8 protein-coding genes are annotated in these 13,884 nt (G+C 64.5%); all 8 read right to left on the bottom strand.

Annotated elements, in window-relative coordinates:
* Positions 1-115: 115 nt before the first annotated feature.
* Complete coding sequence (locus tag GGI48_RS29460) at positions 116-2,203, bottom strand: bifunctional diguanylate cyclase/phosphodiesterase (protein ID WP_179601480.1); 2,088 nt, start codon at positions 2,201-2,203, stop codon at positions 116-118.
* A 220-nt stretch (positions 2,204-2,423) separates the two neighbouring features.
* Positions 2,424-3,917: an efflux transporter outer membrane subunit gene (locus GGI48_RS29455; protein ID WP_179601478.1), complete on the bottom strand. Its 1,494-nt coding sequence runs from the start codon at positions 3,915-3,917 to the stop codon at positions 2,424-2,426.
* Positions 3,914-7,021 carry an efflux RND transporter permease subunit gene (locus GGI48_RS29450; RefSeq protein WP_179601476.1) on the bottom strand — a complete coding sequence of 1,036 codons (3,108 nt, stop codon included), beginning with the start codon at positions 7,019-7,021 and terminating at the stop codon, positions 3,914-3,916. Before GGI48_RS29450 ends, GGI48_RS29455 begins: the two co-directional genes overlap by 4 nt.
* Before the next feature lie 115 nt (positions 7,022-7,136).
* Positions 7,137-10,235, bottom strand: coding sequence for an MdtB/MuxB family multidrug efflux RND transporter permease subunit (locus GGI48_RS29445; protein ID WP_179601474.1), 3,099 nt, complete (start codon positions 10,233-10,235; stop codon positions 7,137-7,139).
* Positions 10,232-11,554 (bottom strand): MdtA/MuxA family multidrug efflux RND transporter periplasmic adaptor subunit, encoded by a 1,323-nt coding sequence (locus tag GGI48_RS29440; RefSeq protein ID WP_179601472.1) that lies wholly within the window; start codon positions 11,552-11,554, stop codon positions 10,232-10,234. The genes GGI48_RS29445 and GGI48_RS29440 overlap by 4 nt, the downstream gene beginning before the upstream one ends.
* 178 nt (positions 11,555-11,732) lie before the next feature.
* A complete protein-coding gene (gene tpx, locus GGI48_RS29435) occupies positions 11,733-12,233 on the bottom strand; it encodes a thiol peroxidase (protein ID WP_016963124.1) in 501 nt (166 codons plus the stop codon).
* A gap of 206 nt (positions 12,234-12,439) precedes the next feature.
* On the bottom strand, positions 12,440-13,117 hold the full coding sequence (locus GGI48_RS29430; protein ID WP_179601470.1) for a type 1 glutamine amidotransferase domain-containing protein: 678 nt from the start codon (positions 13,115-13,117) through the stop codon (positions 12,440-12,442).
* A 51-nt stretch (positions 13,118-13,168) separates the two neighbouring features.
* The gene (locus tag GGI48_RS29425) at positions 13,169-13,612 is read right to left on the bottom strand and encodes a polyketide cyclase (RefSeq protein ID WP_016963122.1); all 444 of its coding nucleotides are present in this window, start codon (positions 13,610-13,612) and stop codon (positions 13,169-13,171) included.
* Between the last annotated feature and the right edge of the window lie 272 nt (positions 13,613-13,884).

Below are 13,884 nucleotides of genomic sequence, written 5' to 3'. Positions count from 1 at the left end.
CAACGCCCGCCATTAAACACCCCACGGGCAGCGAAGAAAACCGCAGTGACATCAAACAGCCTCTATTCCGGGATCACAGGACCTCGCCTCTGGCGATAATCGGCCGAGGCCGGTCTCAGGCGTCGTGCCGGGCCTTTTGTTCCGCCTGGTGGATGCCCTGCATGAAGCTCTCGGGCGGTAGCGGGTGGCCCAGGTAATAGCCTTGCAGCGAGTCGCAGCCCAGCTGGGTGAGGAAGCTCTGCTGCACCCCGCTCTCCACCCCCTCGGCAACGATGCGCAGGCCCAGGGCCTGGCCCAGGGCGACGATCGCCGAGACGATGGCCGCGTCGTCGCTGTCGTGCTCCAGGTCGCGGACAAAACCACGGTCGATCTTCAGCTCGTTGGCCGGCAGACGCTTGAGGTACATCAGGCTCGAATAGCCAGTGCCGAAGTCGTCGATGGACAGGTCCACCCCCATGTCCGACAGCTGCTGCAGGACGATCATGCTGACATCGGCGTCGTTCATCGCCGTGGTCTCGGTGATTTCCAGGGTCAGGTTGTTGGCCGGCAGCTGATTGCGCTCCAGGGCCTGGGCCACGCTCTTGACCAGCCCCACATGGCAGAACTGCAAGGCCGAGAGGTTCACCGCGATGCGCCAGTCGGTGTAGCCCTGGACATACCACTGGCGCATCTGCCGGCAGGCCTCGTGCAGCACCCAGTCGCCGATGGCGATGATCAGCCCGCTCTTCTCCGCCAGTTCGATGAACTTGTCCGGCAGCAACAGGCCGTGCTGCGGGTGCTCCCAGCGCAACAGCGCCTCGGCGCCCACCGGACGACCGTCGCCGGCGTCGAACTTGGGCTGGTAGTACAGGCGCAACTGATTGTGTTCCAGGGCATTGCGCAGGTCCTGAAGCAACTGCAGTTGGCGCCGGGCATTGCTGTTCATCGAAGCGTCGAAAAAGCTGTAGCCGTTCTTGCCGGTGGCCTTGGCGTGATACATCGCCGCGTCGGCATTCATCAGCAGTTCCTGGGCGGTCAGGCCATTGCCGGGGTACACCGCGATGCCGATGCTGGCGGAAATCTGCAACTCGTGGTCGGCCACGCGAAACGAGCGGGACACCAGGCCCACCTGCCGCGCCGCCAGGCGCAGGGCATCATCCGGCTCGGCGAGCTGCACCAGCAGTACGAATTCGTCGCCGCCGATCCGCGCCAGGGTGTCTTCGCTGCGCAGGTCCTCGCGCAGGCGCAAGGCCACTTCCCGCAGCAACTGGTCGCCCATGTGATGGCCAAACGCGTCGTTAACCGGCTTGAAGCCATCCAGATCGATGAACATCAGCGCAAAGCAGCCACCATGGGCGGTGACCCGGTGCATGGCCTGGTCGATGCGGTCCGCCAGCAGAATGCGGTTCGGCAAACCGGTCAGGGTGTCGTGCAGCGCCAGCTGGGTCAGCTCCTTGTTGGCTTCGGTCAAGGATTGCGCCAGCACCGCGGTACGGGCTTCCAGGCGCGCGTCCAGCACCGAGGTCAGCAAGGCGATGATCAGCACCGCCAGGGTGGTGATCAGCACCAGATTGTCCAGGCCCCTGCCGCTCAGGCCGTTGCCCAGGGCCCCACAGAAACTGCCGTCACTGAAACGCGCCGCGGCCATGCCGGTGTAGTGCATGCCGACGATGGCAAAGCCCATCACAATCGCCGCGCCGGCGCGGGCCAGACGCACATGGGGGGTGTTCTGGCGCAGGCGAAAGGCGATCCACAGCGCCGCCAGCGAAGCACCAAAGGCGATCAGCAACGAGGCGCTGAACAGGCTCGGGTCGTAGTCGATACCCGGCTGCATGCGCATGGCCGCCATGCCGGTGTAATGCATGCCACTGATACCGACGCCCATGATCAAGGCGCCAAACAGCAGTTGCCACAGCGGCAGGCGCGGCTGGCTCACCAGCCACAGGGCGAAGCCGCAGGACAGGATCGAGATCAGCAGCGACAAGGCGGTCAGCGCAACGTCGTAGCCCAGCTCGATGGGCAGCTCGAAGGCGAGCATGCCGATAAAGTGCATGGACCACACGCCAATGCCCATGGCCAGCCCGCCGCCGCACATCCACAGGTAGGCCGCGCGGCCTTTGGTGGTGGTGATGCGTCCGGTGAGATCGAGGGCGGTATAGGAAGCGAGGATCGCCACGAAAATGGAGATCACGACCAGGGCGGGTGAATAACTACCGATGAGCATGGGGCATCTCTTGGCCGTTGTGCCGATGTTTGCCCGGCGGGCAAAAGCGCAGATTGTACTGATTGCGCAGAAGAACGCATCTACAAAGTGAGCAAAAAGCCAGTAGTCAGACAGAACGTCTGGCCCGGGCCTTTGATGCCCCTACAGCCCTTGTGGGCATGGGCTTTGCGCGGCGTGATCGAGGGCCTCGCGCGCCCCTGCGCGAGGCCCTGATGGCGGCCTATTTCTGCTCGCCGACCTGCAATTGGCCGTCCCAGCCGCCGCCCAGCGCGGCGATCAATTGCACGCTGGCAATCAGCCGGCTCTGCAGCAGGCTGAGGACGCTGCGTTCGTTGCTCAGGGCCGTGGTCTGGCTGGTGACCACGTCCAGATAACCGATGAGTCCGGCCTTGTACTGGTTCTCGGTCAGGCGCAGGGCCTCGCGGGCCGAATCCAGGGCCTGCTGACGCACCCCCGCCTCGTCCTCCAGGACCTTGAGCTGGATCATGTAGTTCTCCACCTCGCGAAAACCGTCGAGCACGGTCTGCCGGTACTTGGCCACGGTCTGGTCATAGGCGGCTTCAGTGCGATCCACTTCCGCCGAGCGCTGGCCACCGTCGAACAGGGTCATGGCCAGTTTCGGCCCCACCGACCAGAAGCGGTTCGGCAGGCTGATCCAGTTGGCGTAGGTACTGCTGCTGTAGCCGCCGGCCAGGCTCAGGGTCAGGTCCGGGTAATAGGCGGCCTTGGCCACGCCGATATTGGCGTTGGCGGCCATCACCGAACGCTCCGCCGAGGCGATATCCGGACGCCGCTCCAGCAACTGCGAGGGCACAGCCAGGGGCACCTGGGGCAGCGCCGGAATCCGCGGGGTTTCTGCCAGGTTGAATTCGGCCGGCGGCACGCCCATCAGCACCGCGATGGCGTTTTCGAACTGCGCCCGCTGCCAGATCAGGTCGATCAGGTCGGCCTGGGTGCTTTTGAGCTGGGTCTGGGCCTGGGCCACCGCATCCTTGCCGGACACCCCGGCCTGATACTGGTTCTGGGTCATGGTCAGGGAGCGCTGATAGGCCGCCACCGTGGCTTCCAACAAGCGCTTCTGTTCATCGATCACCCGCAGTTGCAGGTAGTTCTGCACCAGCTCCGACTGCTGGCTCAGGCGCATGGCCGCCAGATCGGCGAAGCTCGCCTCGGCGCTGGCTTCGTTGGCTTCCAGGCCACGGCGCAGCTTGCCCCAGACATCCGCCTCCCAGCTCACCCCCAACTGGGTGTTGTAGGTGTCGCGAATGCCGCTGCTGGAACTGCTCAGCCCCGAACTGCTGCTGCCGGTGCCCTGGCTGGCGCGGGTCTTGCCGGCGCTGAGGTCGACACTGGGGAAGAACGCCCCGCGGGAGCTGCGCACCAGGGCCTGGGCCTGACGGTACTGGGCCTCGGACTGGGCCACGCTCTGGTTGGAACTGTTGAGGCGCTCGATCAGGCCGTTGAGCTGGGCGTCACCGTACAGCTCCCACCAGGCGCCCCGGGCCAGGGCATCGCTGGGATTGGCCTGGCGCCAGCCCTCGGCCGCCTTGTACTGCACAGGCTCGGCCACTGGCGGGCGCTGGTAATCGGGCCCGATGGCGCAAGCACTGAGCAGCGCCACGCACAGGCCCAGGCTCAAGGCCCGCGAACCCCGGGCCATGGCCAGGCGCTGGGCGGACAGCAGAGTAACGGGACGGGACGATTGGTCGTTCATAGCGGCGTTTCCAGAGCGGCATCGGTACGGACCCCACGCCAGTGGTTGAACTTGTGGCGCAGGCGATCGAGGTAGAGGTAGACCACCGGGGTGGTGTAAAGGGTCAGCACCTGGCTGAAGACCAGGCCGCCAATGATGGTCAGGCCCAGGGGCTGGCGCATTTCCGAGCCCTCGGCGCCCCCCAGCAGCAAGGGCAAGGCGCCGAGAATCGCCGCCAGGGTGGTCATCAGGATCGGCCGCAGACGCTGCAGGCAGGCGCTGCGGATCGATTGCAGCGGGTCCAGGCCCTGGTGGCGCTCCAGTTGCAGCGCCAGGTCGATCATCAGGATGGCGTTCTTCTTCACCACGCCGATCAGCAGGAACAGCCCCAGCAGCGAGATCAGGCTGAACTCGCCGCCCAGCACGTAGATCGAGAGCAAGGCACCGACCCCGGCCGAGGGCAAGGTGGAGAGGATGGTCAGCGGGTGGATGTAGCTTTCATAGAGCACCCCGAGCACCAGGTACACCGCCAGCAAGGCGCCGAGGATCATGAACGGCTGGCTCTTCTGGGTGGCGGCGAAGGCGTCGGCGGTGCCGGCCATCTTGACGATCACGTCCTCGGGCATGCCCAGCTTGGCGATTGCCCGCTCGATGGCCGCGGTGCCCTGCTCCACCGTCACGCCTTCGGCCATGTCGAAGGAAATGCTCTCCGAGGCGAACTGCCCTTCGTGACTGACCCGGTCGTCTTCCAGGCTGTTTTCATAATGGGCGATGGTCGACAGCGGAATCCGCGCCCCGGTACTGGTGATGACCTGCACCTGATTCAGGGTGATCGGGTCCTGGGCGTATTTCGGGTTGACCTCCATCACCACCTGATACTGGTTGAGGCTGTCGTAGATGGTGGAAATCTGCCGCTGACTGTAGGCGTTGTTGAGCACCGCGGTGACCATGTCCATGTCCACCCCCAGGCGCTTGGCCTGGTCGCGATCGACCACCAGGGTCACCTGCTGGGCGCCACGGCCTTCGCGGGCGTCGATGGCGGTCAGTTCGGGCAAGGCGCGCAGCGCGCTGACCACTTTCGGGTACCACTGGCGCAGCTCGCCCAGGTCGCCGCTTTGCAGGATGTAGGAATACTGCGAGGTGGTCTGTTCGCGGCCGCCACCGAACTGCAGGTCCTGGTCGGCCATCAGCATCAGTTGCGCGCCGGGCACCTTGGGCATTTCCTTGCGCAGGCGCTCGATGACCTTCTGCGCCGAGATGTCGCGCTCCTTGATCGGCTTCAGGCGCACCAGCATGAAGGCGTTGTTGGTGCCGTTGTTGCCGCCGATAAAGCCGGCCACGCTTTCCACCGCGGTGTCCTTGAGCACGGCGCGGCGGAAGATCTCCATCTTCGGCTGCATCACGCTGAAGGACAGGCCGTCGTCGCCGCGCACGAAGCCGATCAACTGGCCGGTGTCCTGCTGCGGCATGAAGGTCTTGGGCACCACCACGTACAGGGCCACGTTGACGCCGATGGTCACCAGCAGGCTGAACAGGGTCAGGCGCTTGTGCCGCAGCACCCAATCCAGGCTGGTGGCGTACTTGCCCACCATCCACTCGTTGCTGCGTCGGCTCCAGCGTTGCAGGGCGTTTTCCTGGCCCGGGACATGGGGCTTGAGCCAGCGCGCACAGAGCATCGGGGTCAGGGTCAGGGACACCACCAGGGACACCACGATGGCCGCCGCCAGGGTGATGGAGAATTCACGAAACAGGCTCTCGATGATCCCGCCCATGAACAGGATCGACAGGAACACCGCCACCAGCGAAACGTTCATCGACAGCAGGGTGAAGCCCACTTCCTTGGCCCCCAGGTACGCCGCCTTCATTGGCGCGATGCCTTCGTCGATGTGCCGGGAAATGTTCTCCAGGACCACGATGGCGTCGTCCACCACCAGCCCGGTGGCGAGGATCAGCGCCATCAGCGACAGGTTGTTCAGGGAAAAGCCATAGAGGTACATGACGGCGAAAGTGCCCACCAGCGACACCGGCACCGCCAGGGTCGGGATCACCGACGCGCGGAAATTGCCGAGGAACAGGAACACCACCAGGATCACCAGGGCCACGGCGATCAGCAGGGTCATCTCCGCCTCGTGCAAGGTGGCCTTGATCACCGGCGAGCGGTCCATGGCCAGGTTGAGCTTGACGCTGGCCGGCAGCACCGCCTGCAACGCCGGCAACTGGGCCTTGATCTCGTTCACCGTCTCGATGATGTTGGCCCCGGCCTGACGGTTGATCACCAGCAGCACCGCTGCGTCATCGTTGAAGAAGCCGCTGTTGTAGCGGTCTTCCACGCCGTCGCTGACCTTGGCCACGTCTTTCAGGCGCAGGGCCGCACCGTCCTTGTAGTGGATGATCAGCGGCTCGTAGTCACGGGCCTTTTCCAGCTGGTCGTTGGCCTGGATCTGCCACAGCCGCTGGTCATCTTCCACCGAGCCTTTGGGCCGGCGCTGGTTGGCGTTGGCGATGGCATTGCGCACATCATCCAGGGCCACGCCGTACTGGTTGAGCAGTTGCGGCTCCAGCTCGATGCGCACCGCCGGCAAGGAGCTGCCGCCGACCTGCACCTCGCCCACGCCCTGCACCTGGGACAGGCTCTGGGACAGGATGGTCGAGGCCAGGTCGTACAACTGGCCCTTCTCCAGCACATCGGAGGTCAGCGACAGGACCATGATCGGCGCCTGGGACGGGTTGACCTTCTTGTAGGTGGGCATGCTGCGCATGCCGCTGGGCAACAGGTTGCGCGAGGCGTTGATGGCCGCCTGCACTTCCCGCGCCGCGCCATTGATGTCCCGGTCCAGATCGAACTGCAGGATCACCCGGGTCGAGCCCTGGCTGGAGCGGCTGCTCATGGTGTTGACCCCGGCAATCGCGCCGAACGAGCGTTCCAGCGGCGTGGCCACGGTGGACGCCATGACCTCGGGGCTGGCCCCCGGCAGGCTGGCCTGGACCACGATCACCGGGAAATCCATCTGCGGCAACGGCGCCACCGGCAGCAGGCCGAAGCTCACACCGCCCAGCAGCATGATCGCCAGCGACAGCAGCATGGTCGCCACCGGGCGCTTGATGAAAGGACCCGAAAGGTTCATGGGCGACCGCTCCAAGCTTCAAGCCTCAAGCTGCAAGAGAAAAGCGGGATCGGTGCGCACTCTTGCTTCTGCTTTAACTTGCAGCTTGCGGCTTGCAGCTTGCCGCTGCGCCGCTTCATACCCGCTCCTCCTGGAGGACTTCGTGCTTGCCGAAGCGCCGACCCAGGCGGTCGAAGTACAGGTAGATCACCGGCGTGGTGAACAGGGTCAGCACCTGGCTGACCAGCAGGCCGCCGACCATCACCAGGCCCAGGGGCTGGCGCAGCTCGGCGCCGGAGCCGGTGGCCAGCATCAGCGGCACGGCGCCGAACAGCGCCGCCAGGGTGGTCATCAGGATCGGCCGGAAGCGCAGCAGCGCCGCCTGATAGATCGCCTGCTCCGGGGCCATGCCCTGGTGGCGTTCGGCGTCGAGGGCGAAGTCGATCATCATGATCGCGTTCTTCTTGACGATGCCGATCAGCAGGATGATGCCGATGATGGCGATCATGCCCAGGTCGTTGCCGCTGAGGATCAGCGCCAGCAAGGCGCCCACCGCCGCCGAAGGCAGGGTGGAGAGGATGGTGATCGGGTGGATGTAACTCTCGTAGAGCACGCCGAGCACGATGTACATGGTCACCACCGCCGCCAGGATCAGCAGCAAGGTGCTCGACAGCGAGGCCTGGAAGGCTTCCGCCGCGCCCTGGAAGCGGGTCTGCACCCCCACCGGCATGCCGATCTCCTGCTGCACCTGCTCGATGACGTTCACCGCCTTGCCCAGGGCCACGCCCGGAGCCAGGTTGAAGGACATCATCACCGCCGGGAACTGGCCGATATGGGCGATGGCCAGTTGCGCCTGACGCTCTTCGACATGGGCCAGGCTCGACAACCGCACCTGCCCGCCGTCGGTGGTCTTGACGTGGATCTGCTCCAGGGCCTGGGGCCCGATGCGCTCGCCGGCCTGGGCCTGGAGCACCACCCGGTACTGGCTGGCCTGGGTATAGATGGTGGAGATCTGGCGCTGGCCGAAGGCGTCGTACAGGGCGTCGGTGATGTTGGACACCGAAACCCCGACCCGGGACGCGGCATCGCGGTCGATCACCAGGTACACCTGCAGCCCCTTGTCCTGCAGGTCGCTGGCCACGTCGGTGAGTTCCGGGCGCTGGGCCAGGGCTTCCACCAGGCGAGTGCTCCACAGGCTCAGCAGCTCGGCATCCGGCGACGACAGGCTGAACTGGTACTGGGTGCGGCTGACCCGGTCTTCGATGGTCAGGTCCTGCACCGGCTGCATGAACAGGCGGATGCCCAGCAGTTTGTCGACCTCGGGCTGGATCCGCGCGATCACCTGGGCCGCGCTCAGGTCGCGCTCGTTGTGGGGCTTGAGGTTGATCAGCAGGCGGCCGCTGTTGAGGGTGGCGTTGTCGCCGTCGACACCGATGTAGGACGACAGGCTTTGCACCGCCGGGTCCTGCAGGATGATCTTGGCCAGTTCCTGCTGGCGCTGGCTCATGGCGGCGAAGGACACCGACTGCGGCGCCTCGGAAATGCCCTGGATGACCCCGGTGTCCTGCACCGGGAAGAAGCCCTTGGGCACCACCAGGTACAGGAACACGGTCAGGCCCAGGGTGCCGACGGCGACCATCAGGGTCAGGAACTGGTGCTTGAGCACCCACTGCAACCTGCGCCCGTAGCTTGCGATCAGCCAGTCGATCCAGGCCCCGCTGGCGCGGTAGAAGCGCCCCTGCTCTTCAGGCTTGGGCTCACGCTTGAGCAGCCGCGCGCACATCATCGGGGTCAGGGTCAGGGACACCACCAGGGAAATCAGGATCGCCACCGCCAGGGTGATGGCGAACTCGCGAAACAGCCGCCCGACCACGTCGGCCATGAACAGCAGCGGGATCAGTACCGCGATCAGCGACAGGGTCAGGGAGATCAGGGTGAAGCCGATCTGCCTGGCGCCCTTGAGCGCCGCCTGCAGCGGGCTGTCGCCCTCCTCGATGAAGCGCGCGATGTTCTCCAGCATGACGATGGCGTCGTCCACCACGAAACCGGTGGCGATGGTCAGGGCCATCAGGGTCAGGTTGTTCACCGAGAAACCGGCCAGGTACATCACGCCGAAGGTGCCGATCAGCGACAGCGGCACGGCAATCGACGGAATGAGGGTGGCGCTGGCCCGACGCAGGAAGAGGAAGGTCACCATCACCACCAGGGCGATGGCGATGAACAGTTCGTGCTGCACATCCTTGACCGAGGCGCGGATGGTCTGGGTGCGGTCGGTGAGCACGGTCACGTCCAGGCCCGCCGGCAGGTTGTCGGTGATGCTTGGCAGCAGCGCCTTGATCCGGTCCACCACCTCGATCACGTTGGCCCCGGGCTGGCGCTGGATGTTCAGCAGCACCGCCTGGTTTTCGTTGGCCCAGGCCGCCAGGCGCTCGTTCTCGGCGCCGTCGACGATCTCGGCCACGTCCTTCAGGCGCAGGGGCGCGCCATTTTTATAGGCCAGGATCAGCTCGGCGTAGTCCTTGGGCGAAGTCAGCTGGTCGTTGGCATCGAGCATCGACACCCGGGTCGGGCCGTCGAAGTTGCCCTTGGGCTGGTTGACGTTGGACGCGCCGATCAGGGTGCGCACGTCCGCCAGGTTCAGGCCGTTGGCCGCCAGGGCCTCGGGGTTGACCTTGATCCGCACCGCCTGGCGCTGGCCGCCGGCGATGCTGACCATGCCGACGCCGCTGATCTGGGCGATCTTCTGCGCCATGCGCGTATCCACCAGGTCGTTGAGCTTGGGCAGCAGCATGGTCTTGGAGGTAATGGCCAGGGTCAGCACCGGGGTGTCCGCCGGGTTGACCTTGTTGTACACCGGCGGCGCCGGCAGGTCCTTGGGCAGCAGGTTGGTGGCAGCGTTGATCGCCGCCTGCACTTGCTGCTCGGCCACGTCCATATTGATGTCGAGGCTGAAGCGCAGGGTCAGCACCGAGGCGCCACCGGAGCTGGTGGAGGCCATCTGGGTCAGGCCCGGCATCTGCCCGAACTGACGCTCAAGGGGCGCGGTGACCGCGCTGGTCATCACGTCCGGGCTGGCCCCGGGGTACAGGGTCATGACCCGGATGGTCGGGTAGTCCACCTGGGGCAAGGCCGACACCGGCAACAGGCGATAGGCGATCAGGCCGGCCAGGACAATGGCCAGCATGCTAAGGGTGGTGGCTACCGGGCGAAGGATGAACAGCCGCGAGAAATTCATGCGCCGACCTTTTGCGCCTTGCCATCAGCCGGCTTGCCATCCGCGGCCGGCGCCCCGGCGGGCTTGCCCTGCAGGTGTTCGGTGGGGGTGGTGGGCACGGCCGCGCTGTCGTTGACCACTTCCACCTCGCTGCCGTCCTTGAGGCGGTCGGTGCCTTCCATCACCACCCGGTCACCGGCCTTGAGGCCGTCCTTGATCACCGTCGACTCGCCGTTGCTGTCGCCCACCTTGAGCTGACGGATCTTCACCTTGTTGTCGCCATCCAGGGCGTAGACGAAGGTGCCATTGGTGCCGAACTGGATCGCCGCCGAAGGCGCCAGCACCACGTTCTTCAGGGTGTCGGCCAGCAGCCGCACATTGACGAACTGGTTGGGGAACAGGCCCTGGTCGCGGTTATCGAAGCGCGCCTTGAACTTCAGGGTGCCGGTGGTGGTGTCGATCTGGTTGTCCAGGCTCTGCAGCACGCCGCTGGCCTGCAGCTTCACATCGCCCCGGTCCCAGGCTTCCACCGGCAGCTTGGCGCCGCTGTGGTAGCGCTTGAGCACGGTGTCCAGGCTGTTTTCCGGCAAGGTGAAGGCCACGCTGATCGGCTGGGTCTGGGTGATGATCACCAGCGCCGTGGTGTCATTGGCCGACACCAGGTTGCCCACGTCCAGCTGGCGCAGGCCCACGCGCCCGGCGATCGGCGCGCGGATATTGGTGAATTCCAGGTTGAGCTTGGCGTCGTTGACCGCCGCCTGATTGGTCTTGACCGTGCCCTGGTACTGGCCCACCAGCGCCGCGGCGGTGTCCAGGGTCTGCTTGGCGATGCTGTCCTGGGCATACAGGCCGCGGTAGCGCTCAAGGTCGACCTGGGCGTTCTTCAGCTGGGCCTGGTTCTGCAGCAAGGTGCCTTCGGCCTGGAGCAAGGCGTTCTGGTAGGGACGCGGATCGATCTGCGCCAGCAGGTCGCCGGCCTTGACCATCTGCCCTTCCTCGAAATTGACCTTGACCAGCTCCCCCGCTACCCGGCTACGCACATTGATGGTGTTCAACGCAGTCACCGTGCCCAGGGCCTTGAAGTACACCGCGAAATCTCCCTGGGTCACCGGCGCCACGCGCACCGGGATCGGCCCGCTGGCACTGCCGAAGCCAGGGCGCAGGCTGCCGCTGCGTCCGGTATGCCCGGCCGCGGCCTTCGCCTGTGCAGCCTCTTTGGGGGCGCTGCCGGCGGGCCAGAACTTCCAGCACAAGCCGGCCACCAGCAGCAGGACAAACAGGCCGAACAGCCAGCGACGAGAGTTGCGGGGAGCAGAGGATTGCATGGAGTGATCAACCATTGGGCGCGTGGGAGTCTTCTTTGGGGAAGGCTGAAAGATAAGCACTAGAGCGGTTTTAGCAAAGCGCCTTTACCGGCAATTTACCTTTGACTGACGTTTTAAGGTGCGGCGCTAAGCCACTGAAGCACAAATAAAAACGGCCTGGACAGAGCCAGGCCGTGAATAATTGTAAAAGCTGTTACTTGAGCACAGCCAGGGCCGCGTCGTAGTTCGGCTCCTCGGCGATTTCCTTGACCAGCTCGCTGTGCAGCACGGTGTCGTTTTCATCCAGCACCACCACCGCGCGGGCGGTCAGGCCGGCCAGCGGGCCGTCGGCGATGGCCACGCCGTAGTTTTCGATGAACTCACGACCGCGCAGGGTCGACAGGTTCTGCACGTTTTCCAGGCCTTCGGCGCCGCAGAAGCGCGCCTGGGCGAACGGCAGGTCGGCGGAGATGCACAGCACCACGGTGTTGGCCAGTTCGTTGGCCTGGGCGTTGAACTTGCGCACCGAGGTGGCGCAGGTCGGGGTGTCGACGCTTGGGAAGATGTTCAGCACTTTGCGCTTGCCGGCGAGGCTGCTCAGGGAAACGTCGGCCAGACCGGCGCCCACCAGGGTGAACGCAGGCGCTTTGGAGCCGACTTGCGGCAGTTGGCCATTAACCTGTACCGGGTTGCCTTTGAGAGTGACTTGAGCCATGAACGGAGTCCTTATTGAACAGTGATGATGGAACAGCAATGGGAAATTCTTGAGAGGCCGAAGTTAAGCATGAAACGGCGCGAGCACCTATTGCCCCACGGATAAATTGTCCAACAACCAGGCCGATTGCAGGCGCGGGCTTGCCAGCCAAGACGGTTTCCAAGCTTGCATCCGGCTCACGGCCGTCTTCGCCGGCAAGCCGGCTCCTACAGGTGCGCCAGCAGCAGGTCCGCTACGGGGCCGCCGGAGGCCGGGTTCTGCCCGGTGATCACCCGTTGATCTTCCACGGCGAACGGCGCCCAGGGCGCGGCGGCCTTCTGGTACAGGGCACCGCGCTTGAGCAGTTCGGTTTCGGTCAGGAAGGGCACGTACTGGTCAAGCTCGACCAGCTTCTCCTCCTCATTGGAGAACCCGGTGACCTGCTTGCCAGCGATCAGCAACGAACCGTCCGCCAGCTTGATGTTGAGCAAACCCACCGCGCCATGGCAGACCGAGCTGACGTAACCGCCCTGCTCGTAGATGTCCCGGCTCAGGGCCTGCAACTCGGGGTTGTCGGGGAAATCCCAAACCACGCCATGACCACCGGCGTAATAGATGGCCACATAGTCCCGGGCCTGGACCTGCGAGGGTTTCAAGGTGGCGCCCAGGCGGCTCATGAAGGCGCTGTCCTGGTACCACTGCCAATCGGTGTCGTCGGCCATGGCCAGGCTGTGGGGATCGATGGGCACGTAGCCGCCCTTGGGGCTGACGTAATCCACCGCGAAGCCCGCCGCCTCGACCTTCTTCACAAAATGCACCGCCTCGCCCAGCCACAGGCCGGTGGCTCGGTTCAGGTTGGGGTATTTGGCCACGCTGGTCAGGACCACCAGTATCTTCTTGCTCATGGGCATGCTCCTTGGAGTCGGAAAACAGAACACAGCAATGCAGCGACGCGATCAGCCCAGCAAGCGCAACATGTTGCGGTGCCGGGCATCGAAAATCCGCGCCATGTAGGCGTTGACCACCAACCATTCCAAAGGTGCGCCACCGATGGCCCGATAAGTCACCCGGTCGGTGTACAGGGTGCCCCCTTCGGCGGCCTCGACCCGATGTTCATGACGAAAGGCGCGCAGCGGTCCCTTGAGCATTTCATCGACAAAATGCCGCTCGCCGACCTCACGTATAACCACCGTCCATTTCGCCGGTATGACACCGAACATCCAGTGCAGGAAGCTGAACTGGCGCCCGACACTGATGCGCAGGTCATTGATGTCGATGCCGCCCAAGGGCGTCACGCGCTCGGGAAAGATTTTCGGAAAATTGACCCCTTCAAGGCAGAAATCCAGGACCTGGGCCGGACTGCGGCCCGGCAGAAAAGTCGTGCGTTCCACTACAGGCATAGCTGACAGCTCCTTGCTCAACCAGCATTAATTTCATATTCGACATTACAAACAATCTGTAAGCCTATGTTTTTATTTGATTTTTATAATCAATAAATCACTTTAACTAAACCATGTAAAAAACATGGAAATAGTTACAAATCACTTGAGCAATCATCTCCGCTTGCGGGCACGTCGCTGCGACTTGCCCTGCCTGCGTCCGGCGCAGAAGACTAGAACGCGCGCCCCCATGCCACCCGCACTGAATGGCCCAGCCCCCTCCCGCTGTTCAA

The sequence above is a fragment of the Pseudomonas protegens genome (assembly GCF_013407925.2).
GTDB classification, from domain to species: Bacteria; Pseudomonadota; Gammaproteobacteria; order Pseudomonadales; family Pseudomonadaceae; genus Aquipseudomonas; species Aquipseudomonas fluorescens_AP.
Note: the sequence above shows the minus strand (reverse complement) of the source record. Positions and strands in the feature narration are given on the sequence as shown.

What these genes read in the sequence shown, in the direction of transcription:
- GGI48_RS29440 (WP_179601472.1), bottom strand. Translation starts at nt 11,554, where the DNA reads ATGGTTGATCACTCCATGCAATCCTCTGCTCCCCGCAACTCTCGTCGC.
- GGI48_RS29430 (WP_179601470.1), bottom strand. Translation starts at nt 13,117, where the DNA reads ATGAGCAAGAAGATACTGGTGGTCCTGACCAGCGTGGCCAAATACCCC.
- GGI48_RS29450 (WP_179601476.1), bottom strand. Translation starts at nt 7,021, where the DNA reads ATGAACCTTTCGGGTCCTTTCATCAAGCGCCCGGTGGCGACCATGCTG.
- GGI48_RS29455 (WP_179601478.1), bottom strand. Translation starts at nt 3,917, where the DNA reads ATGAACGACCAATCGTCCCGTCCCGTTACTCTGCTGTCCGCCCAGCGC.
- GGI48_RS29445 (WP_179601474.1), bottom strand. Translation starts at nt 10,235, where the DNA reads ATGAATTTCTCGCGGCTGTTCATCCTTCGCCCGGTAGCCACCACCCTT.
- GGI48_RS29460 (WP_179601480.1), bottom strand. Translation starts at nt 2,203, where the DNA reads ATGCTCATCGGTAGTTATTCACCCGCCCTGGTCGTGATCTCCATTTTC.
- GGI48_RS29425 (WP_016963122.1), bottom strand. Translation starts at nt 13,612, where the DNA reads ATGCCTGTAGTGGAACGCACGACTTTTCTGCCGGGCCGCAGTCCGGCC.
- tpx (WP_016963124.1), bottom strand. Translation starts at nt 12,233, where the DNA reads ATGGCTCAAGTCACTCTCAAAGGCAACCCGGTACAGGTTAATGGCCAA.